Genomic DNA, 22638 nt, shown 5'->3' with positions numbered 1-22638 from the left:
GGGGTGGACAGTTTAGCCGACGGGATCATTGTCCCACGCACCCGTACGTCCTACCCTGGCTACTGATATATTAAATCCTATAAAAATAAGGTCAACCAGTAAAAACTGGTTAACCTTATAATACGAAAGCACCCGTTAGTTGAAGAAGGAGTGCCAATATTGTTTAGTAAATAAATTGACTAATTTACTACTTTCCCTTTGGCATTCAATATAATAATTTTGTAAGAGTCAATATTAGATACAGAATTTAGTTCCTTAGAATGTAGGATTTCATTCACTGTCTCTTCAATTTCCATTGCTAACTTATGTGCATCTTTATCTGAACCTTTTATTGAAGTTTGAATGGTAATGGATTTTTCATACTCATTTTGATACTCAGTATTTATATTTCCGAATACGTCGTTGTGTTTAAGACCTTCCATTAAACTGGATGCTATATGTGAAAGTTCTTTGTTAATATTTTCAGTTTCTTCGGTAACGAAAGATAAATCCATTCTTTCTACAACAACTGTATAGTCTTTTAATGTGGAAGATTTAATTACATTTTTTGCAATGGACTCAATATCCCTTTTTACTGAATTAAAATATTCTTCATTCTCTTTAACTTTTACATTCAGTTCTATCTTCGAGTTCGAACTTACAGCAAATTCCAATTCCCCATATTTCTCATGAATTTTTTCAGTTACAGTATTCAATGTAGAAAAATGTTGTTCTCGTTCTTGAGTAGATAAAGGTTCTGGTTCCTCCTTATTCGCAACAGCGGTATCAACTTCTGAAGGCTTATTAAACAGGCTAAATGATGCTATTCCCACTATAAGTATTCCAGTAATAATCAATATCCTTTTTAACATTTAATCCCTCCTTTTAAGAAGGTATGTTATAAATCCACCAAAAATTCCCCAGAAAAACAAATGGCCTTCTTCTTTAAGTAAACTGCCACGTTAAGAAAAAAGGCTTTACTCCTTCTTGAAGTAAAGCACCCGTTAGTTGAATAAGAATATATTATTTTTCTAATATTCCTATAATTTCTTCAAGTAAATCAAATGGTTCTACTTCTACCCCAATTAACTTCGCATTCCAGTTCGCACCAACTAAAAGACCATCTTCATTCATTCCGTTCAACCAAGTATTCATAAAAATTTCCAAAGGTATCGATGACGGCTTATAATGTGACCAACCATCTACTGCACATTGTCGTGCATATGCCTCATCTGACCAAAACAACATAACAACAGTATCTTCATATTCATTAGATTCGCAAACACACCATCCATCTTCATTTTCTAAACCCCAAACCACTTTATTTTCCGAAACTCTTTTTATAAAATTTTCATAACGTCTTTTAGAATTTATTATCAAATCAAGCATCGTTTTAATTCTCCCCATCTTTCAGTTTCCATATAATTCTTTACCTCTATAAGCTTAACGATATATCGCCTTGATTCATACATGTATTTTTTTCTTATTAAACTAAACTGCCCCGTTAGTTTAAGTGTAACATTTCACAAACAAAATCGCTTTATGAAAAAAAACAACCCTAGCCTTTAACAGAGCCTAAAATAAACAGTAAGAAAAATTAGTTTTATATATATTTACTTCCATAAATTAGCTATGATTAAAAGAAAATGGACTAAATGAGGTGGAACAAATGTCTAAACGAATTTTATTAGTCGAGGATGATGAATCCATTAGTGAAATGGTTGAGAAATATTTAAGAAGTGAGGGTTTTATGATTACGACTGTGAACAATGGAGAAGCAGCGGTTAAGCAAAATCAATCCTCTGCCTTTGACTTAATCATTTTAGATATTATGATGCCAAAGCTAGATGGCTTGGAAGTATTGAGGATCATTCGAGAAACTAGTGCTGTGCCTATATTAATTATGTCGGCAAAGGATAGCGATGTGGATAAGGCATTAGGACTGGGCTTAGGGGCTGATGATTATCTAGCCAAGCCTTTTTCATTGCTCGAGCTATCCGCAAGAGTAAAGGCTGCGATACGAAGAGCAACACAATATTCACGGGAGCAACAACTAAACGAGGATGTAATTGAAATAGGAGATTTGAAGATAGATGTTACTAACTTTTTGGTTATGAAGGGAAAGGAACACATAAAGCTTACTGCGAAAGAGTTTGCTATCTTAAAACTATTTGCTTCCAATCAAAACCGTGTATTTACTAAACAGCAAATTTATCAGTTGGTTTGGGATGATGAATACTACGGGGATGAAAATATCATTAATGTTCATATGAGAAGGCTTAGAGAGAAGATAGAAGAAGAACCATCAAATCCAAGGTATATAAAAACCTTGTGGGGAATTGGCTATAAGCTGGAAGGTTTTTAATATGGTACTCTTTTTATCTTCCACTATTATTTTATTGTTTGCCTTCATTGGTTTCCAGTACAAAGAAAAAAGAAATCTCACCTCTAGCATTGCCTATACGCACCAAAAGCTTCATGGCATCATCCAGGAGAATTCAGGAGAGAAAGTTTTAGCACATACCGAGCATGATGAGCTCCGGCAACTATTGAATACAATTAATGAGTTATTAGACGAAAAACAAAAAATACTTGCAACTCATACAAGGCTAGAAGAATCCATGCGGAAAATGCTTTCCAATGTTTCACACGATTTGAAAACGCCGTTAACTGTCATTTTAGGCTATATTGAAATGCTAGAAATTGCTCCCTCCCTACAGGAAGAAGAACGGCAACAGCTCCTTGTTAAACTACATACTAAAACAAATGAAGTACTTAAAATTATCCATACCTTTTTTGACTTGGCGAAAATTGAGGCAGGGGACCAACAATACCCATTATCTAAGGTAAACATAAATGAAATATGTCGTAAGAACATTTTATCCTTCTATGATCTGATAACAGCTAAGCACATGCATGTTGAAATTGAGATACCAGAAAACAATTTATATGCATTTGGTAATAAGGAGGCAATAGATAGAGTTCTAAACAATCTATTATCCAATGCATTAACCTATGGTGCAGACGGTAAAAACATCGGGTTAACGTTGAGATACGATGAGTCCAATATTTATATTGATATTTGGGATAAGGGAAAAGGAATCGAAGAGTATCATATCGATCGGGTTTTTGAAAGAACATATACGATGAACGATTCTAGGAATAAACAATTCCAAGGCAGTGGATTAGGCCTAACAATTACAAAGCGGCTTCTTGAAATAATGGGAGGCTCTATTCATCTATCAAGTATCCCTCATAAAAAGACAATTTTTACTGCAACCCTGAAGCGAATTACTTTTTAAAGCATAACTTAAGAAATTCGTAAGATGGAAGTAATAAAAAAGAGAGGTTCGTTTTCTATACTAAGAATAGAACGAAGAGGGAGAGGATTCAATGTCATATATATTGAAAACAAATCATCTGACAAAAGTATTCGAAGGTAAGGAAGTCGTTTCTTCTGTTAATATGAATGTTCAAAAGGGAGAAATTTACGGGTTTTTAGGTCCTAATGGAGCAGGTAAAACAACGGTCATGAAAATGATAACCAATCTTATAAAACCGACAAATGGTGAAATAGAAATATTTGGCGAAAGGCTAACCGATCAATCATTCGAGGTCTTAAAAAGAATTGGATCCATAATTGAATATCCAATTTTTTATGATAAGCTGACTGCACGCGAAACACTTCAGCTTCATTGCGATTACATGGGTTATTATAACCAAAAAGAAATAGAGCAAGTATTAGATATGGTTAGTCTAGTAAACACAGGAAACAAGCGAGTAAAAGAATTCTCTCTGGGGATGAAGCAAAGGCTGGGTATTGCACGTGCAATTATCACAAAGCCGGAATTGCTTATTTTAGATGAACCAATAAACGGGCTAGACCCTCAAGGTATAAAGGAAATGAGAGATTTATTTCGAATGCTTTCTAAGGAATATGGCATTACCATTATTGTTTCTAGCCATATTTTAGGAGAAATAGAACAATTAGCAGACACAATTGGAGTCATCAACAACGGTAAACTCATTCAAGAAATTTCACTTGAACAATTAACTCGTAGTCAAACGGACTATATTGAGCTGGTTGTTCAAGACATACAGAAAACTTCCTTCCTGTTAAGTGAGAAGCTACTTTTAGTTAACTTTAAATTAGTAGATAATCATTGTATTCGTATATACGATTCAACGCTCACACCACAAATGATTTCCAAGGTTTTGTATGAACACGATATTGAAATAGAGGCCATTAGTAAAAAGACAAGTACATTAGAGGAATACTTCTTAAAGCTAGTCAATGGGGGTGTAGTAAGTGTTTAAGCTAATGAAGCTAGAGATGAAAAAGTTTAAACTGGGCTCCTATTCGGTTAACGCTGTAATTGCTAACTTTGTTATTCTCGGGTTTATATTTCTAATAGCGTTTATATCTAAAGTAGAAGGTGACCAGGACTTTGTAAATTACCAGGAGGTCTTAACGGTTATCGATTCATTTGTTAGGGGAACCTTTATCATCTTCGCTGCAACATTAATAGCGAAGTTAATCATAGGAGAATTCAAAAATAAAACAATTACAACGTTATTTATGTATCCAATTAGTAGGAAAAAAATAATAACGGCAAAGCTTGCTATTGTATTTATATTTACTTTTACATGGATCATTATTTCAAATCTATTTATTACGTCAGTCTATTGCCTTGTTAGTGTAAACTATCAGCTAATTCCTGATACGCTAACGGCTTCGCTTCTTCAAGAACATGGTGTTAGTGTATTGATGTATGCAGTTGCAGCTTCTGGTATGTCGCTAATTCCTCTTTACTTTGGTATGAAGAAATATTCCATACCTACTACAATTATTACATCTATTCTAATTGTAGTGCTAGTTACCAGTAATAATGGTGGATTTTCATTGAATGATATATTTGTTATACCTTTGTCACTGGCATTAATCGGTTTAGTTATTGCATATCTTGCTATTCGAAATATAGATAGAATCGATATAGGAGTATAGGTTAGCGTATAGGTTAGCTAGAACTGCAGTCAGGGGATTGAGAAATGAAAGTAAATCGAAGTGAGTTACAAACGAATGATGATATTTGGAATGCTGTTTTATCTGCTGCTTATGGAAACTATGCTTTTCCGACCGAAAATGAAAAAAAGGATGACATATTTATTTTATTTAGTTACTTTTGTGAAATGGAAAGTGGAGGCCATGAAGCCTTGCTCAATTGGTTATCAGAAACAATGCAAGGATTGGGTATCCAAAAATACGTAAGTCGACTGACTAAAATGCTGGAGCTGATTGGTGCGGGGGATTATGCAAAAATCGAAAAGGTCTATTTAGAAGAAATGTTGAAGAGATACTTAACCATAGAAAATAGTGGATTTGAGGATCCTGATTTTGAAAAAGTAGAAGCGGAGTACCTAATTGTAGTGGAGAGAGCAGATGAAGAATATAGAAATTTAGAAGAACAGATCAATGAGCGTTTATACAACTATGCAGTGAATATACATGAAGAGGTATTAGAAATTGTTAATCATTAAGCAATATAAAAAAGATGGAGTGATAGTTTCACTGCCTTCTTTTTTATTTTGGGGATGAAAAAAAACGGAAGTTACATCACGGCATACAGCGATACTATTATTACAAATCAAAGAGATAAAATGAACCTAGTATACAAACCAAAGTTACTATCCATAAAGTTCCATAGGTAAATTTATTTAGTTCTCTGTCTAGTAAAGATATAGATTGAATAACTGTAATAGCTACAGCGACAAAGAGGGCTCCCAATAAGGCTCCCATTAAAGTAGGCAAGTCGTATATATATTCATCAATAAATAAAAATAGAATAATAGAAAACGGTATTGAAACGCTAGAAAGAAAATGCTTTAAATTCATTTGAATTCACCTTTCTTTATGAGCAGGCTATAGACATTCCAATAGTTTCACATTTTTTAATTGCCCAGCTGTAATGATTGGAAGTATTTGCTGCAAAATAGCTGTGTAAGTTACTTGTTTTCGTCCATTTATAATATCTTTTCGTCATAATTTCTTCATTGGTATGTGATTCAATTAAATCCATTATTCTTTTGTGACTTAACCTCACCTTTTTTATAGCCTGAGCTAACGTTACTTCTTGATAGTTTTCCCAAATTTGCAGATTTAGTAGCTTGATAGTATTCCATTTATAACCGGGTGCTGGCATGAAAGGAATGTCTCCATCCATACCTTCTCTATACCATCTCTCCAGCATTACATGCCATTCGTACAGATGCATTAACACATCACGAAAGTTCTTATCTCTTTCATTTGTCTCAATGGAGGTACCCCTTTTTCTACTCGGTATAGATTCAATTATTTTAAGCAAAGATTCAAAGGCTTTGTTGCTATTTAGCAATAGAATTTCTTTTTCACTTTTCTCCATCAAGTATAACTTCCTCCTATATAAATAAATATTAACATTGGAATGAGAATATTGTAACAAAATTCAGAAATAGGAGATAGAGCGATTGATGAAATTTTAAAATTTAATTCAGTGCTTTAGAACTAATTTAAACTATATCTATTTTTATATTATTCTAAGATAATAAGGAGAATATATAAAATTTTGGAGGAACTCTAACATGAAGCATACTATCTTAACCACTTTTTTTGCATTATTTTTACTGGGTTTACATTCACCAGTATATGCTTCTGATTTAAATGGAAACAAAGTTATACAACTAGAGGATCCTCTACTACAAGAAAAGTTAGCTACTTATGTTAACTTATGCGACAGTCAATTTCACGAGAATACAACCATCGATCGTATTTCCACGTGTTTAGAGAACAACAATGGAGTCTTAACACTTGGGAACGGATATGCTGGGGAGGTCAGGACTCTTAAAGGTCTGGAGGGACTGGAAGGTTTACATATTAAACAGTTAAATATTGAAAACACTCATGCAAGTGGGCAAAGCATTGCTGACCTTACACCACTAGCCAATATCAAAAGTCTAGAGAGTTTAAAATTATATAGTACATACTCAAATGATTTCTCTCCATTAGCAACTCTGCCGAACTTAAAGGAATTAGTGATTAACTCTACTAATAATGAACCGTTACAGTCCATTTCTTTATTAAAAAACCTACAAACGCTCCAACTAAGTGGAAGTCAAGTTACTTCACTGGCTGGAATTGAGAGGATGAAACAGCTTACGTCATTGGCTTTAGATGACGTCTCAATTCCTGATTATGGGGCATTAACAAATGTACCGCAGTTGAAAAAATTATTTGTGGACTTTAATGGGGACTCTCGTTTTTTACAGTCTCTGTCTAATTTAGAGGCATTAACTCTCGTTGCTTTTCGTGATGAACCTAAAATGATTAATGGAGATGATTTGAAAAAGCTAACAAGGCTTAAGACACTTCGATTATTTAATATTGAAGCCAATTATGATTATCTTAATAATATGTCACGATTAGAGGAGTTAAAGATATCAAACAGGGATGCTAGTTCCTTGTTTAGTGCGATCAAGGAACCCATGGTATACCTAAAAAGTTTAGACATCAGTCAAAATGAACTTTCTTCGATTGAAGGGGCCGAGAAGCTTTCGGTTCTATTTCCCTCGATTGAAAAACTAAATCTTAGAGGAAACGAGATTGCTGATTTATCACCTCTAGTACAAACAGAACGACCTTATCAATACTTAAAAGATTTAGATATAGATGGTAATATAATTTTTGACATTAATATACTAGGAGAGCATGCTAATCTTTTTCCTTCATTGGAGACAATTTATGCGGAATCCAACTATATTCATTCAATTAGTGAAATGACCAAGCTACCAGTTTTGCAATCCTTGTTTTCGGGATATAATTTAATTGATGTTTTTGATGAACAAAATCCTAAAAAATTTATAGGATATTTTCAATTTGAGTTAAGTAAACTAAAACCAATAGAAATGTCTATTGGCGATGTATATGATGGGCCGATTTTATCAAAGGTTTCGATTAGTGATGAATATTGGCGAGATGAGATTAAGACAAGTAATTTGACCGTAAATTTTTCAGACCCTGAGGTAGCAGAATTAACGAAAAAGGGAAATATTTTAGCAAAAAAAGCAGGGAGTACAACTGTTACATACTCTATTAAAGGTGCAACGGATCCTTATTTTACCCATTCAACTTTGTTAACTGTTTTAAACAAACATTATAAACCATACGACCCTAGTATTGATGGGGATATTACACTGCAAACAAACAAGATGAAAGTATATACATACGGTGAAGATAAAGTGGTAATAGCGAGTAATGGAAAGGTAATTGCAGAGGTTGTACCTTCGGGGTGGTTAACGTTTACTCTTCCAAATCTTAAGGGCCTGAAGGAATTACAGGTTTGGTCAGAGTCCAAACTGGGAGTAAAGAGCAATGTAATTACTATGCCAATTTATAAAACAGAAAAGCCAACCTTACCGGATATAGAAAGTGTTACTGATCAAACAGAATACATTACAGGTACTGCAGATCCCCATACCACTGTCTATATTACTTCAAGAGAAGCTGAGTCATTTAAGGAACTCACCCAAAAAGTCAGCGACAAAGGGACTTTTAAAGTTTACACCGGGAAGCTTCAGGAGGGTATTTCTATTATTATATACTCCAAAAATGAAGAAGGACGAGAGAGCACTAATCTGAGTACGACTGTACAAGATGTAACGCCACCAGCTATGCCGATATTGGACAATGTGACAAGTGAGTCATTGCAAATTAGTGGTAAATCAGAAGCCCATGCAAAAGTAACAATCAAACGAATGTCTAGGAATATTGGAGACACTCTCGCTGATCAAAATGGTATTTTCAAGCTCTCAATCTCAGCCCCGAGTGTAGGAGATACATTTACGGCCATTGCTGAGGATAAATCTAAAAACAAAAGCAAGGAAGCAAGTATTGTAACTATTTTACCTATAAAGGAAGAAGAGATAATACCTAAAAAACCTGTTTTTTGGAAAGGCTTGCAGTTAAAGAAAGGGCAAATTGGACTTGTTACAATTACAAAAAAGATCAACCTTTGGAAGCGTGAAGGGGACAAGCTCGTCTTTCAACGGATATTAAATCCAGGGGAAGTATATCGAGTCTACAGATATGATAGGAAGTATGGAGGGCAGTATGGTGTGGGTGGAGACCTCTTTATAACTAACATTAGCGGCTATGTGAAATATCAAACGCCATCAAAAGCAATATTGTCACAAGTTAATTAGAAGCAGCACAAAAGAATGTTGCTAAAGTATAAGGGTCTGTATCATAGATACAGACCCTTTAATGATTGCCCATCTCTTGTAATTAGATATTCTGTGTTACCTTTAATTTCCTCACTAAGAAAAAGGTAAGAGTAAGAATCACACCAGTAATCATCCCGATGATACTTAAATTGATACCTGCTCCGGACGTAATACCATCGGCACGAATAATAGCATTAGCATAGATGGAAACCCCGACGATAATAAATCCAATCCATTCAAATATTTTGGTTATCATATTTAAAACCTCCATTTGTACCCTAAATTATAACATTATTGGAATTTTTAAAAAAGTTTCTTTATCCACCTATTACAAGTTCAGTTTCTTTCAAAATATCAAAGTTTAACTTTCGTAGTAAAAGGCAAACCTTTATACAATGTACAACCACGACAGCAAATCATTAAAGGATAGTAAAATTCTATGGTATGATATGTGTTGATTTTGCTAGGAGGTATTTTTTATGGATTTGTCTATCTTTATGTCGTATGTCTTTTGGAAGAACCTTGGTATTTCCATTGCCATACTGTTAGTTTTCCTTATTTTGAGAAAAATTTTCTCGAAATATGTATTTAACCTATTGATCAAGCTAAGTGATAAAACACCGACTGATGCATTGACTCACCTTTTTCGGTCCTTCGAAAAGCCTATTCAATGGATGTTTATCATAGTCGGAATTTATGTGGCGGCTAGCTTCTTTCCACATTTTGATGAAACAAATAAATTATTTCTGGTGCTTATAAGAGTCTCCTATATTATTCTGATCAGCTGGGGATTATACAATATGTCCTCTGATTCCTCTACTTTCTTCACTAAAATGAGAAACAGATATAATTTGGATATTGATGATATACTGATTCCTTTTCTTTCAAAGGCATTGCGAGTTATTATTGTTGTCATAAGTATTAGCGTAGTTGCTGAGGAATTTGGTTATAACGTGAGTGGGTTTGTTGCGGGACTAGGCTTAGGTGGAGTAGCAATCGCCTTTGCTGCAAAGGATGCGCTTTCTCATCTATTGGGTGGCTTTGTTATTATTACAGAAAAGCCTTTTAGAATTGGTGACTGGATATTGACTCCTGATGTGGAGGGGACGATTGAAGAAATTACTTTTCGTAGTACAAAAATCCGTACCTTTTCACAAGCTATTGTTACTGTTCCGAATGCCATGATTGCCAATGGACCAATTACCAACTGGAGTAAAATGGGGAAAAGGCAAATTAACTTTAATCTAAGGGTATCTCAAGAGACGCCGAAGGAAAAATTAGAGCTTGTAGTAAAAGAAATTGAACAGCTAGTGAGCAAGCATACAGGTGTCCATCCTGAAACAATTTTTGTGAAATTTGATGCATTTAAAGAAAATGGCTATGACATTTTCTTATATTTCTTTACTAATACAACGGTTTGGGCAGAGTTTTTAAAAGTGAAAGAGGATATTAACTTTGGTATTATGGAAATTTTAGAACGAGAAGGAGTTTCTATAGCCCTTCAAAGTCGAAAAGTTTATGTGGATAATGAATTAATTCAGAATGAACCAAAGAGCATAGAGGAATAATAAGTACCGCTGGGATGATTCTCAGCGGTATTTATATGGACTTAAGTTTTTTTGAAAAAATTACTGGGGCTTGTGTCGGGATAGACGTGTCTATTACAGCAATTTCTTTAATATATCCCTTTATGTTCTGAGCTTGAGTAGTGCAATAGAGGAAAGCTTCTAATAATTTTTCGTTGGATAAACGATTTGCTATAGTACAGTGTGGAATCCATTGTCCTGGATTATACAAGGATTGTGCGTCATTAAAGTCCTTAAAATAAGTATGAAAGTCGTTGTGAAAATGAAAAAGATCCTCTGTAATAACAGGTGTATAAAAAAGTGTACCAGATCCCGTAAACGATCCAATAGAAGGAAACGTGATTTCAATACTTTTTTTATCTGCTAAGTAGCTATCTAAGCGATCTACAAAAGATTTAATATCTAATTTGCTGTAGCTTGCAATAGTAATATGTGGATTCCGATCACTTACCTCAAATGCATAGGAAGAAATAGATTCATCCTTTAACTCTTGCCAAAGTTTCAAAATCCGCTTATTTAACTGATCATCAAATAACGCAATTATTCCATACATATTATTCGCCTTCTTTTTTAAAAAATTCTTTTTTATTATCCAACGATTTATATATTTGATAAAAGATTGGAAGGTATGCCACTGAAGATAAGATTCAATCAGTTAATACTAATTTTGAGTAGACTAAAAAATATTTCGTTTGATTATATCATATAAATATTTCATTTATTGATAAAAGTTGTTAAAAGAAAGGATATTTTCATGCTCTTGTACTATTTGCTCGGCAGTATAAACAGATGAATATTGCAAAAGATAGGAAGGAATCACAGCAATTAATGAGAGGAGTGTTTTTAATGGAGAGTATTCGCGAAGGGTTAATACCAACAGTTTTAGGGACAGCCGTAACTACAACTGGAGTAGCGCTTAGGAACAATAGAAGCATTTCACCATTAATCACGAGTTCGATTATCGGATTTGGCTTAGCGCATATTGTGTTGGGGGCAATCGATTTAGTTGAACATCGCCGCTAAAGATTCAGGGTGGAAGGAACTTTCCTTCCATTCTTACTACCTAGCTCCACCTATACAAATTGAAGGAGGTGTTGGTCCGTGTCAGTACTATCTCGGATTGCTTTAGCATTAGTTATCATTGGTGCATTAAACTGGGGTTTAATCGGATTTTTTGAATTTGACTTAGTTGCATCTATTTTTGGTGGACAAACTTCTGCCTTTGCTCGTGTTGTGTATGCACTTGTTGGTTTAAGCGGGATTGCTTGTATACCACTACTGTTTGCTCAAGAGGACGAAGAAAGCAGTACTTCTACCAGCGATGGGAAAAGTCAAAATTACAGAAATCTAAGCTACGAAACAGAATTTGCTGAAGAAGAGGAAATTATTGTGGCAGATCCACAAACTAATGCTTCATCGGATAATTCTACAACAAACTCGCCTACAAATTATTACAAAAAAACTTCTAAGAAAAAGAAGAGATAATTTTGTACGGCATCAAAAAATCTGACGCAACGTTAAAACGTGCGTCAGGTTTTTTGTTTTATAAAGGAGTTTAAGAATAAATAATCGAATATAAATATTAACCACGGAAAGCGGTGGAACGAGTAAATTATTGGAGGAACAAGATGAATACCAAGACATTAGAAATAAACAAAACAAGCTGGGAAAAGTCTGCAAATCGTTTTTATGGTAGAAATCCTCTTCCCGAGTATGGACCAATGGCTCCGCGTGAAGAACATTTAAATCTATTAGGAGAAGTAAAGGATTTGAAGGTTTTAGATATCGGCTGTGGCAGTGGTCATTCCCTACAATATATGGCGAAGAGAGGAGCAGAAGAGCTTTGGGGAATTGACTTATCAGACAATCAGTTATCTGCTGCAAAAGAATTATTGAAGGATTATGGATCTTCCGTAAAACTATTTCAATCTCCTATGGAAACTAATCCTGGATTGCCATCAAACTATTTTGAAATCGTTTATTCGATTTTTGCACTAGGATGGACTACTGATTTAGACAAAACATTAGCCAATATCTATTCTTACTTAAAAGCAGGAGGCATTTTTGTATTCAGCTGGGAGCATCCCCTCCATAGCCGAGTGAAGCATGAGGATGGGAAGTATCTCTTCAACAAATCCTATCAAGAGGAAGGGCCGTACGACCATGATTTTTGGGATACCCAAGCAATCATGCAACAATTTAAAGTGAGTACTTATATTAATAGACTTATAAAGGCTGGGTTTAAAATTGAAGAGGTTGTAGAAGAGGTCTACATGGCAGAGAAGGATTTAGAGCGACATGTAAATAGGTGGTACTCCTTTGAAAAAGCACAACTTATACCGACAACATTAATTATTAAGTGTAGTAAATAGTTAAAGGGGGAAAGCAAAATTGAAGATTATAGATACAGTGCCTTTCTTTTTAAACAATTACATCCCATCCATTAGCTTTTTACGAAGCTATTATGAAAAGTACCCAGAAATTTTTACAGAATATTTTCCTCGTCATTGCAAAGACACCGAGGAACGACATAACCAGTCAATGGAGAAATACCCTGGCAGCTTCCGTGAAATCCAACAAGTGCATGAAAATATAACACCTATTATTGAAGAAGTAGTGCGCGAATATGAACGATTATACGATGTTACTTTTCCAATACAGGTCAATTTGATCGTTGGAGGATATGGTTCAAATGCATATACGTACCAGCAAATAATTCCTAATATCACCTTTGCGTTAGAGAAGCTTTCGCCTGATCCAAATCATTTGAGGGTAATCGTTGCTCATGAGTTTGGTCATGCAGCACAAAATATTTTAACGGACAGGGCCGGAATGGATTGGACGACTGCTCAATGGACTCATCCATTCAACTGGTTATATAGGGAAGGAATTGCAACGTACCTATCCGAAAGAATTGTTCCTAATTTAAAGAAATCGGTTTATTTTACTTACAATGGTGAAGGGGCAGAATGGCTCAATTTTGCTCAACAGCATATCAAAGAAATAAAAAAGGCATTTATAGAGGACTATCGAAAAATGACTGGAATTGAATTATCTCGTAATTGGTTTTCTATTAATGGAGTAAATACCTTTGGGTACAGTAGATTTGGCTATTTCCTTGGAGAACTATTTGTGCAAGAGGAAATGGAAAAGCATGGGGAACTTGAGACAATCATCGCATGGGAAAATCCTCACTACCTAGAGAGAGTAGAGAATTGGCTACTTCAAGTTGAAGGAGAACTGGTATGACGAATCGCATTCAACTAGATAATTTAGAGGAATATGATGATCCAGCAGCCTATGACCAGGAAAATAATCATTACGTAGGGGAACTTCCATTATTACTAGAATGGGCAGGGAAAGTAAATGGTCCAATTATAGACTTAGCCTGTGGAACTGGGAGGTTGACCTTGCCATTAGCCAAAGAGGGCTACCAATTAATCGGTATTGATGTTCATAAAGGAATGTTGGAGCAGGCAGCTAAAAAAGCCGGAAAGCTTAACTTGGATATACAGTGGCTGCAGCAGGATTGTACAAATTTCCAAGCAGGCATTAGAAGTCCGTTTATTTATATGGTGGGTAATTCCATACAGCATTTTCATACAAATGAGGCACAGGATCAACTTTTATCCTCTATAAAACAACATCTTCAGGAAGATGGTATTTTTATATTTGATACAAGATTTCCCTCTGCTAATGAGCTGCTTCAACCTGCTACAGAGGAATATTGGAAAACTTATATGGATGGAGAAAACGAGATAGATGTCTACACGATCAGCAGTTATGATGCATTAAAACAAATTCAGCATTACACAACCATTCGAAAATATAAAGATCATAGTGCAAAAATAATTGATGAAAAGATAACTAATATCAGCTTACGATATACCTATCCCTTAGAGATGGAGAGGTTATTAAAAGAACATAACCTGGAAATTGTAAATGTCTATAAAGATTGGAAGGGCGCTTCTATCGATTCCGACAGTGATTATATGGTGTATATATGTAGAAAACTTCCTCCTAGATAAACTAAGTCATTGGGAATAGCTAGTCAAAAAATATAAAAACGTGAAATCGGCAATCTGATTTCACATTTTTATATTTTAGCTATGTTTAAGCTAAGTTGATTTAAATACATATAACAAATGAGTTGGGTACTTTCTCCAAGCTCTTTTTAATTTGTTTTCCTATTTTACTAAAACATCCGACTAGTAACCATTGTATAATAACTACTACCAGGGGGCTAGTTCATAGAAAGTACGGGCTTGAAATTCAAAAGTGTAACATTCCACAATGCATATCCGAAATCAACTTAATGTTTTGGACATAAAAATAGACCATAAATGATGGACTATTTTGCTAATGCACGCGTTAGTTTAATTACAATACTTCACAATCTTTTCTATTACTTTATGAACTTAATTCCTTAAATGCGTTATCAATGCTAAAATTACGCTACCTTTTTGGGTTCTCGCCAGATTTTTGTGGATTTACAACGATTAGTAATATGCAAAGTCTTATGCAATAACTGAGATTGTACAGCATTATTGAATTAACGGGAATAGTGTGACAATATATCAATTTCAAATTTATCCCTTGAACCTCAAGTTACTTGAGGTTTTATAATGAACTTATACTTTTGTTGGGAGGAATTTTGATGAATAACAATAACAAGTTTTCCATTGGGGAGTTTTCAGAAAAGACAGGATTACCTATTCCTACTTTACATTACTATGATGAAATTGGTTTATTACGACCAGAAAAGAATCCTTCTTCAGGGCATCGCATTTACAATTATCAAGATATTATAATATTGCAAAAAATTATAAGTTTAAAATTCCTAGGATATAGTCTGGATGAAATAAAAAATTTATTAAATAAAACAAGCTTTACCGTTGATTTAAACGAAAGCTTGTCTCTTCATTTTCAAGCTTTAGAAAAAGAAAAAAAACAAATCGAACAGTCAATGAAATCTATTAATAGAGTAATTAGGTTAATGGAGGAAGAGGGAACAGTGGATAGTAACTTATTATTTACCCTTCTTCACGGTATGCGTACTGACCATATACAAGAAGAATGGATCAATCGTCATATGTTAACGGATATCATGGAAGAGTTAGAAAAGAAATCGGAAGAAGAAAAAATCTCTTTAGATAAAACGTTTACTCAATTGTCTAAAGAAGTGAAACAATTATATGGTAAACCCGTAGAGGACCTGAAAGTACAGCGAATGATTAAGAACTATATAGAAGGAGTTTTTTCATTTTTTGATGAGGATTTGATGCAAAAACTCGCTGATACGAATATAGAAGGAGAACCTGATTTTCAAGAATTTGATAATATGACACCTTCTCCTTTTACAGAAGATGAACAAAAATGGTTTGAACAAGCGATAGAATATTATATTCAGCAAGAAGAAATGGAATAGATATTAATGAGCTATACTCTTAAATTATAGTTGGTCTATCTTATTTAAAACAACACACTTGATTTTCCATTATAGGGCGATTTAATAAAGTAACTAAAGTCTAATTTCTCACTTATAAACCGAGAAATTAGGTTTTTTTATGTTTAGATTTTCTTATAGCAGTAAATCTTCAAAATTCTTACGCCCCCCTAAAATGCTACCAAAGCTGGTTTGGGGGCATTTAGTGAATAAACAGCTAAAAACAAATCCCCCATTCAAATGATGAAGGGGGTAGCTGGGAAATGTATCTCCATGCTTATTTATTTTGATGTCCGATTTTTTACTAAAGCATTCGTTAGTTAAAATTACTGTTCTATCTAAGCAGTTTCTGAACAAACTTTGTTTTCCAAATTCCAAATCCTATTAAAGCACCAAGCATATTAAGAATAAAATCATCAATATCAAAACTTCCTCTTCTAGTAACTACTTGAACTACTTCAATTACAACTAGCAATATACTCAACGAAATTATAAAAACACTTATCTCTTTTGCCTTTCTTATGCAGTAAGGTAAGTAAATCCCCGCTGGCAAAAACATAAATAAGTTACCAAAGAGATTTTTAATAGGTATATCTATATTCATACTTCCGTCAAACAATGCCCTTATATATGTATTTATAGTTTTAAAGGGTATAAAATTAGATGAGTTCTTTATATACTCTATCATTGTTATACCAGACCATAAAAAGCCTCTAGTGCCTAAGAACAATAGAACTACTAATGCAAATAAATAAAACACGAAACTTATGTTAAGAACAATCTTTATTACTTTTTTCATTTTATCCCCCTGTACTTGATATCCTTTTGTTCAATAAGAAAATGGCTTTACTCCTTCTTGAAGTAAAGCACCCATTAGTTCAAAAAATAATGAATAAAGGAATGAAAATTAAACCAATTACAATCCATACACTAAGTTGATTATCAATCCGTTTATCTAAAAATTTTAAATGTCCTTCAAACCTTTTGGAAAAATAACTTAGAGTAAAGAAAACTAGTGCAAATATCAAAAATTTGAACCATACATTCTGTTTAATAACAGGTTCAATAAAATAAAAATAAATAACAAACGCAATCATAGCCGTTAATAATTGTATCAAGCTGAATAGTCTCAATTGAATCCACTCCCGGTTATTGCCATACTGCCTATATTAACTACTTCGACATCTTTCAAAAAATGACTTCTTCAAATAAACTGCGGCGTTAGTCAAAATACACCCTTTGTCTATAATTCTATTAAGTTGGCAATAATCCTTTTAATATTACTATTTTAGGGGGAATAACATTGTTACTGTCAAAAGCATGGGCTTAGTTTGAAGCGGACAAGCGAATAGAGGGCTTTTCGCCACAAACCTTGAAGGCCTACCAGTTACAGTCTTTGCTATTAATTGGTTATTTTAAAGATGTAGAGATGGCATTGCTGGATACAAATCAACTAAAAGAGTATCTTGCTGTATCCGGTAAGCATTTAAAACCAGCCAGTCTTGCACATCGTATTCGCTTTATGAAATCATTTTTTCGGTGGTCTCATGAAGAAGGACACCTTAGTAAGAATCCAACTTCCAAAATTAAAGAACCCAAAGTAGGGAAGCGGATACCTAAGTATTTAACAGAACGGGAGATCGAACACCTTCGTGAATCCTGTCATTCCCCAATGGAAAAAGCTATTTTTGAATTCATGTTTTCTACCGGTTGTCGAATTGGAGAAATAGTTTCTTTAGAAAAGAACCATATTAATTGGTCCAATCAATCGGCGATCGTTCGAGGTAAAGGTGATAAGGAAAGGGAGGTATATTTTAATATACGTTGTGACATATGGCTTAAACGTTATATAGAAAGTCGGAATGACCATAATCCTGCTATCTTTGTAACAGCAAGACAGCCACATAAAATGAGTGTCGCCCAGATGAGATATATCATCAAGCGGATCTCCAATCGTGCGGAAATTAATAAAGAAATTCATCCACACCAACTTAGGCACAGCTACGCAACTCATTTGATGAATAATGGAGCTCCTATTGAAGTCATACAAAGTCTTATGGGGCATGAGAAGAGTGAAACCACTAAAATCTATGCTCAGCTAAGCGGAAGGTTAAGAAAAGAGTATTATCAAAAGTACTTTTAAATGCAAATAGAGCAACGTCTTAAAGGACGTTGCTCTATTTGATTAAAGCACACCGTTAGTGCAAGAAGACTTTTTGATAAATCCACTACTCAAGTTTAAAATTCATTATGCTTCTTCCCTCAACTACTTCTCCATCTTTCCATATGAATTCGAAAGCATATTGATTTCCAATCATTTCTTCATCAACTGTAATTGTTAACGGTGTATTTTCAGGAGACTTTTGTTTTCTCCTCACTTCTTTTGAATCGTATTCATCGCTATTATCTACGTGTATTAAATGAATTTCTGTTGGTTGCGGTTTTAACGAACTCCAATCAATTTGAAGTTGATTACCAACTTCAACATCTCCACTATGGATAGTAGGATAATTGTAATGAATGAATTCATCACAGTTATTCCAACATACTTCTCCATAGGAATGGTCAAATGACAGGAATACTACATCCCCATCAGAAGATAAAAGGGATATAGAAGGAGAAGCAACACTCACAAAAACTGGAAGAAGTTTTTGTTCGTTTTCAAGAGCAACTTTTTCAGTCTGTGTTTTTTGAGTATTTTCTTGTTTAGATACTTGACTTTCATCTTCCTTCTTTTGGGACCCTTGGCTTTCATTTTTACAAGCGATTAAAACTACTGATAATAATAGAAAAAACAATATTAATATTAATATTGTTTTTTTCATTTCGAACCCCCTATTGCCTGTTATACCATAATTAATCCCTGTACCTGCTTACGACTTTGAAATTCTACTTTCATTTTTTATCCTCTTTTCCTTACTGTGTACTTAAACTAAACTGCGTCGTTAGTAAAAAAGGATCTACTTCTTATTGAAGTAAAGCACCCGTTAGTTTAAGTACAATGCATCACAATATTACAATTTAATTTGAGTTAACAGTCACCTTGTGTTTGAAATTTATTAAGTACACGAAGACTGCAACAGCTACACTAATAAGTCCACTTACTAAAGTAATCCAGAAAAAAATCCTTCCGCCTATTGTTGCTGAATTAAAAATAAAACCGCTAAGTAAAATCATAATACAACCAATAAATCCCCAAATACCAATCGCCCATTTAGACTTATGTTTTATTAGATAATAACCAACTACACTCAAAATGTAGAATACACTGAGCATCATAATAGCGGGAAATAGAGGTTGAAACTTGGCTGCATAAACAAAATAATCAAGTTGACTAATATCACGACCACTCGTAATCTCAATGGTAAATAATTTAGTAAATGGTGTAGAATACTCCCACTCAAAAGAGTTATAAGTTATTGCACTTCCTTCATACCAAGTTATAAGTGTTGATACCAATAATGCAAAGATTCCAACGATAAGTTGTAATACATACTTAAACAAATGTCCTTCCTCCTAATAACTTCTATTTATTACCATGACGATTCAAATTACTTTCTGTTCCAAAATCGATTACGGGTTGCCGTTGAATTAAGTTAATGGTTGAATTTTTCTCTCTTTTTTTACTAAAGCACCCTTAGTTGAATAAGAGCGATTAATTGATTTTAGAAATTACTATTTTCCGATACATTCCGTTCAGCATAATTGGTATATCTTCTTCGACTTTTATACTTCTATTTTTTTTAGGAATTAATTCTTCGAAACTCCGACCAATATCAGTTCCTAATACTTCAATAATAGGTCTTAAAAGCATTTTGGGTAACGGTAGCTTTTTATTTTTAGGAGCAAATTTATCAAAAATAATTATTTTTCCTTCGTGTTTTAAAACTCTTGTAATTTCTTGAAAACATTTATTAGCATCTGGGACAACTGAAAGGATTAGACTTGCTACTACATAGTCAAAGGATTCATTATCAAAATTCATTTTTTGAGCATCCATTTCTAAAAACTTTATAGTAGAATTCCCAAACTTTGTTTTTGCCTTTTCAAGCATGTCTGGTGAATAATCAATTGCAGTTATGTCTAAGCTCGAGTAATTTACTAATTCTAGATCAGCACCCGTCCCTACCCCAACAAATAAGATTTTTTGTTTGTTATCAAATGTTATTGATTGGAATATTTGTTTTCGAGCATTTAAAAAGATACCAGCATTAAAAAACTTATCATAAATTGGGGAACCAATTTTATATATAAACTTATTCCAAGAATTATTCATACAGTATCACTCTCTTTCAAGAATTTATAGCTTTCCCTATTCAACAAAACTGTCGCTTTGCTAAGCACCTCGTTAATTCAATTACAAATACAATGACTTCAGAATCTTCCTCAAAGGATTTACCAAACTATTGCTCATAAAATATTGGAAGTAAAATTAATCCTATTAGAAATAGCACTGGAATTGAAGATACAATTAAAGCAAAAGTTCTCCATTTCCCTTTTTGGCTAAAGTATGCTGTTAAAAATGAAGCTAATATTAATAAAATAATCACAATGTCCCCAATTTCCGAGGTTCCATTCACTACGATTGGTGTAATAAAAGCAAAAATAATGAACAAAGAAAATAATAACAATGAAATAACACTCAAATATCTTCTCAACACAATTACCTCACCTTCTCGGCTCTTTTTTACAATTGACTATATTTATTGCACTTCTTGTTCAACTAAACTGCCGCTTAGTTTAAGTGTAACATTTCACAATGCATGTCTGAGATCTACTTGATATTTTGGATATAAAAATAGAGCATCGAATGATGGCCATGTTTTACTAAAGCCCCCGTTAGCTTAATAATTATTCCTTTTATTATCAGCACTTTTAAACATATATCTAATACCTTTACCTGCAAGTGGTTCATCTTCATACCTTGGTAATACATGAAAATGAGAATGAAATATATGTTGTCCTCCAATCTCGCCACAATTCCATCCGAGGTTATATCCTTGGGGATTATACCTTTCATCCAAGTAATTTTTTACATCTTTAAGAAGTGTATAGGTTGCATTCCATTCTTCTATTGTTAAATCAAATGCAGTTTCCCTATGTTTTTTAGGTACAATTAGCCCAGCACCTTCAAGTTGAATACCTTTCTCTTGTGCTTGTTCTAACTGTAAAAACATACAATACTCGTTGCTTAAAATGACTTTTTGGTTGGTTCTAATTCCAGATTACAAAATATACAATCTTTCATTCAAATTTCCTTCTCCCCGTTCGTTATTTTCTGTTTTTATTTTAACTTTGTTATTACACTAACCTGCTTCCTTTAGTTTAATAAGGAAAAAGAGCTGCCGAAACAACAATAATCTTTACTAAAGCACCCCGTTAGTTGATGAACAAAAGCGAAGTTTATTAAGTATTTTTAAGACGATGGAATGATTTTGTTTGAGCGAATTGTTCAAAACCAATAGACTTGTAAAGCTCACATGCATCTGAGGAAGTACAAACAACAACTGCCGTTTTTGCCCCCTTTTCACTCAACGCATTGAGAGCAAGCTTACAGACTGAACTGGCTAACCCCATTCTCCTAAATCTAGGATCCGTACCAACAGGTTCCAGTAAACCCACCTTGTTAACTTCATCAAACCAAATTAAACAAGATGCTACGAACTCACCATTTGGGGATTCTATTACCCAATCAAGAGAAGAATCATAAGGATAGGTATTCATAACGTTCAAGTAACTTTCTTCTGTGACTCTGGATTTATGAAATGCAGCCCTATGTACTGCCACACGATTTGTTAAATCCTCAGAACCTTTGATATGGCGACCTTTAAACTTATCTGGCAATTGAACAGGGAATGAACAACTATCCAATGAAATTTTTGTGAGGACTTCTGGATTTTCTGCTAATGGGTTGAATAAAGAATCTTCTAAGGCTGAAATAAGATGCGACTCCGTTTCTAGGATAGTCACTTTTTGCTCATTGGTTTTAGTTATTTTATCAAACCAGTCAATGACATCCTTGGCCACCTCAGGAAAATCGGGATCAACTTGACATATTAACTCACCAGGTTTTTGAATCCATCCCCAAGCAACTGGATTCCGATCCATTTCCCAAATTGCAGTATCCCAATCATCCTCGCGTCCAGCGTGTCGGTAGCGTTGCCAAGCTAGATCGCCTATATGGTAATTAGGTTCCAGTGACCATATAGCTTGTGTGAGTTTCTGCATCCGTTTTAAATCATTTGAATCTTTATAAGTTCGAATTACAGGTTTACTCATTTATTTAATCTCCTCGATTCTTCCTGGTATTTGTAACTATCCTTTTTGATATATTCTTCCTGCCTCCCCTGAAAAATATTATATTTAATCATC

At 34.0% G+C, this 22638-nt stretch carries 26 protein-coding genes and 1 pseudogene; 14 read left to right on the top strand and 13 right to left on the bottom strand.

Features of this window, described 5'->3' with window-relative positions:
* Window positions 1–179 precede the first annotated feature (179 nt).
* The gene (locus tag M3627_RS12160; RefSeq protein WP_251555859.1) at window positions 180–851 is read right to left on the bottom strand and encodes a DUF4030 domain-containing protein; all 672 of its coding nucleotides are present in this window, start codon (window positions 849–851) and stop codon (window positions 180–182) included.
* Window positions 852–1002: 151 nt separating this feature from the next.
* Entirely contained in the window at window positions 1003–1368 is a 366-nt protein-coding gene (locus M3627_RS12155) for a DUF2750 domain-containing protein (protein ID WP_251555857.1), read from the bottom strand.
* A 280-nt stretch (window positions 1369–1648) separates the two neighbouring features.
* Between M3627_RS12155 and M3627_RS12150 the strand changes: the two genes are divergently transcribed.
* The 5 genes from M3627_RS12150 to M3627_RS12130 all read left to right on the top strand — a co-directional run bounded on the left by M3627_RS12150 (window position 1649) and on the right by M3627_RS12130 (window position 5517).
* Entirely contained in the window at window positions 1649–2344 is a 696-nt protein-coding gene (locus M3627_RS12150) for a response regulator transcription factor (protein ID WP_251555855.1), read from the top strand.
* 1 nt (window position 2345) lies between these two features.
* Window positions 2346–3281, top strand: a complete 936-nt coding sequence (locus tag M3627_RS12145) for a sensor histidine kinase (RefSeq protein ID WP_251555853.1) — start codon at window positions 2346–2348, stop codon at window positions 3279–3281.
* A gap of 91 nt (window positions 3282–3372) precedes the next feature.
* Window positions 3373–4296, top strand: a complete 924-nt coding sequence (locus tag M3627_RS12140) for an ABC transporter ATP-binding protein (protein ID WP_251555852.1) — start codon at window positions 3373–3375, stop codon at window positions 4294–4296.
* Window positions 4289–4984 (top strand): ABC transporter permease, encoded by a 696-nt coding sequence (locus M3627_RS12135; protein ID WP_251555851.1) that lies wholly within the window; start codon window positions 4289–4291, stop codon window positions 4982–4984. The genes M3627_RS12140 and M3627_RS12135 overlap by 8 nt, the downstream gene beginning before the upstream one ends.
* A gap of 44 nt (window positions 4985–5028) precedes the next feature.
* Window positions 5029–5517, top strand: coding sequence for a DMP19 family protein (locus tag M3627_RS12130; RefSeq protein ID WP_251555849.1), 489 nt, complete (start codon window positions 5029–5031; stop codon window positions 5515–5517).
* 100 nt (window positions 5518–5617) lie between these two features.
* Here M3627_RS12130 and M3627_RS12125 read toward each other — a convergent pair whose 3' ends face one another.
* Both M3627_RS12125 and M3627_RS12120 read right to left on the bottom strand, forming a co-directional pair.
* Window positions 5618–5872: a hypothetical protein gene (locus M3627_RS12125; protein WP_169359759.1), complete on the bottom strand. Its 255-nt coding sequence runs from the start codon at window positions 5870–5872 to the stop codon at window positions 5618–5620.
* A 16-nt stretch (window positions 5873–5888) separates the two neighbouring features.
* Entirely contained in the window at window positions 5889–6398 is a 510-nt protein-coding gene (locus M3627_RS12120) for a ClbS/DfsB family four-helix bundle protein (RefSeq protein ID WP_445678209.1), read from the bottom strand.
* 199 nt (window positions 6399–6597) lie between these two features.
* Between M3627_RS12120 and M3627_RS12115 the strand changes: the two genes are divergently transcribed.
* On the top strand, window positions 6598–9213 hold the full coding sequence (locus M3627_RS12115) for an Ig-like domain-containing protein (protein WP_251555844.1): 2616 nt from the start codon (window positions 6598–6600) through the stop codon (window positions 9211–9213).
* 82 nt (window positions 9214–9295) lie between these two features.
* On the opposite strand, the gene M3627_RS12110 is transcribed toward M3627_RS12115, so the two are convergent.
* Complete coding sequence (locus tag M3627_RS12110) at window positions 9296–9490, bottom strand: hypothetical protein (protein WP_251555842.1); 195 nt, start codon at window positions 9488–9490, stop codon at window positions 9296–9298.
* 223 nt (window positions 9491–9713) lie between these two features.
* Here M3627_RS12110 and M3627_RS12105 point away from each other — a divergent pair, with 223 nt between their 5' ends.
* Complete coding sequence (locus M3627_RS12105) at window positions 9714–10802, top strand: mechanosensitive ion channel family protein (protein WP_251555841.1); 1089 nt, start codon at window positions 9714–9716, stop codon at window positions 10800–10802.
* Window positions 10803–10833: 31 nt separating this feature from the next.
* Here the strand turns inward: M3627_RS12105 and M3627_RS12100 are convergent, their stop codons facing one another.
* Window positions 10834–11373 carry a 2'-5' RNA ligase family protein gene (locus M3627_RS12100; RefSeq protein WP_251555839.1) on the bottom strand — a complete coding sequence of 180 codons (540 nt, stop codon included), beginning with the start codon at window positions 11371–11373 and terminating at the stop codon, window positions 10834–10836.
* A 293-nt stretch (window positions 11374–11666) separates the two neighbouring features.
* On the opposite strand from M3627_RS12100, the gene M3627_RS12095 reads away from it, so the two are divergent.
* From M3627_RS12095 to M3627_RS12070, 6 genes are all read left to right on the top strand, one after another.
* A complete protein-coding gene (locus tag M3627_RS12095) occupies window positions 11667–11843 on the top strand; it encodes an asparagine synthase (RefSeq protein WP_144539033.1) in 177 nt (58 codons plus the stop codon).
* A gap of 78 nt (window positions 11844–11921) precedes the next feature.
* The gene (locus M3627_RS12090; protein ID WP_251555836.1) at window positions 11922–12305 is read left to right on the top strand and encodes a DUF378 domain-containing protein; all 384 of its coding nucleotides are present in this window, start codon (window positions 11922–11924) and stop codon (window positions 12303–12305) included.
* 143 nt (window positions 12306–12448) lie between these two features.
* The gene (locus M3627_RS12085; RefSeq protein ID WP_251555835.1) at window positions 12449–13192 is read left to right on the top strand and encodes a class I SAM-dependent methyltransferase; all 744 of its coding nucleotides are present in this window, start codon (window positions 12449–12451) and stop codon (window positions 13190–13192) included.
* 19 nt (window positions 13193–13211) lie between these two features.
* Window positions 13212–14069, top strand: a complete 858-nt coding sequence (locus tag M3627_RS12080; protein WP_251555833.1) for a hypothetical protein — start codon at window positions 13212–13214, stop codon at window positions 14067–14069.
* Window positions 14066–14848 (top strand): class I SAM-dependent methyltransferase, encoded by a 783-nt coding sequence (locus M3627_RS12075; RefSeq protein ID WP_251555832.1) that lies wholly within the window; start codon window positions 14066–14068, stop codon window positions 14846–14848. Before M3627_RS12080 ends, M3627_RS12075 begins: the two co-directional genes overlap by 4 nt.
* 629 nt (window positions 14849–15477) lie before the next feature.
* Window positions 15478–16248 carry a MerR family transcriptional regulator gene (locus M3627_RS12070; RefSeq protein ID WP_251555830.1) on the top strand — a complete coding sequence of 257 codons (771 nt, stop codon included), beginning with the start codon at window positions 15478–15480 and terminating at the stop codon, window positions 16246–16248.
* 352 nt (window positions 16249–16600) lie between these two features.
* On the opposite strand, the gene M3627_RS12065 is transcribed toward M3627_RS12070, so the two are convergent.
* Window positions 16601–17065, bottom strand: a complete 465-nt coding sequence (locus M3627_RS12065) for a VanZ family protein (RefSeq protein ID WP_169360224.1) — start codon at window positions 17063–17065, stop codon at window positions 16601–16603.
* Window positions 17066–17614: 549 nt separating this feature from the next.
* Between M3627_RS12065 and M3627_RS12060 the strand changes: the two genes are divergently transcribed.
* Window positions 17615–18409 carry a tyrosine-type recombinase/integrase gene (locus M3627_RS12060; RefSeq protein ID WP_251555872.1) on the top strand — a complete coding sequence of 265 codons (795 nt, stop codon included), beginning with the start codon at window positions 17615–17617 and terminating at the stop codon, window positions 18407–18409.
* Window positions 18410–18494: 85 nt separating this feature from the next.
* Here M3627_RS12060 and M3627_RS12055 read toward each other — a convergent pair whose 3' ends face one another.
* The 6 genes and pseudogenes from M3627_RS12055 to M3627_RS12030 form a co-directional block, all read right to left on the bottom strand.
* Entirely contained in the window at window positions 18495–19091 is a 597-nt protein-coding gene (locus M3627_RS12055) for a hypothetical protein (RefSeq protein WP_251555828.1), read from the bottom strand.
* A gap of 196 nt (window positions 19092–19287) precedes the next feature.
* Window positions 19288–19770 (bottom strand): YjdJ family protein, encoded by a 483-nt coding sequence (locus tag M3627_RS12050; protein ID WP_251555827.1) that lies wholly within the window; start codon window positions 19768–19770, stop codon window positions 19288–19290.
* A gap of 151 nt (window positions 19771–19921) precedes the next feature.
* A complete protein-coding gene (locus tag M3627_RS12045; RefSeq protein ID WP_251555824.1) occupies window positions 19922–20542 on the bottom strand; it encodes a class I SAM-dependent methyltransferase in 621 nt (206 codons plus the stop codon).
* Between the two features lie 127 nt (window positions 20543–20669).
* The gene (locus tag M3627_RS12040) at window positions 20670–20927 is read right to left on the bottom strand and encodes a histidine kinase (RefSeq protein WP_251555822.1); all 258 of its coding nucleotides are present in this window, start codon (window positions 20925–20927) and stop codon (window positions 20670–20672) included.
* Between the two features lie 183 nt (window positions 20928–21110).
* Window positions 21111–21514: pseudogene (locus M3627_RS12035) on the bottom strand (HIT family protein).
* Window positions 21515–21672: 158 nt separating this feature from the next.
* The gene (locus M3627_RS12030; RefSeq protein ID WP_251555819.1) at window positions 21673–22545 is read right to left on the bottom strand and encodes a GNAT family N-acetyltransferase; all 873 of its coding nucleotides are present in this window, start codon (window positions 22543–22545) and stop codon (window positions 21673–21675) included.
* Between the last annotated feature and the right edge of the window lie 93 nt (window positions 22546–22638).

Source organism: Psychrobacillus sp. MER TA 171, assembly GCF_023713305.1.
Classification (GTDB): Bacteria; Bacillota; Bacilli; order Bacillales_A; family Planococcaceae; genus Psychrobacillus.
The sequence above is the reverse complement of the archived record's forward strand: the minus strand, read 5'-3'. Positions and strand labels throughout refer to the sequence as shown.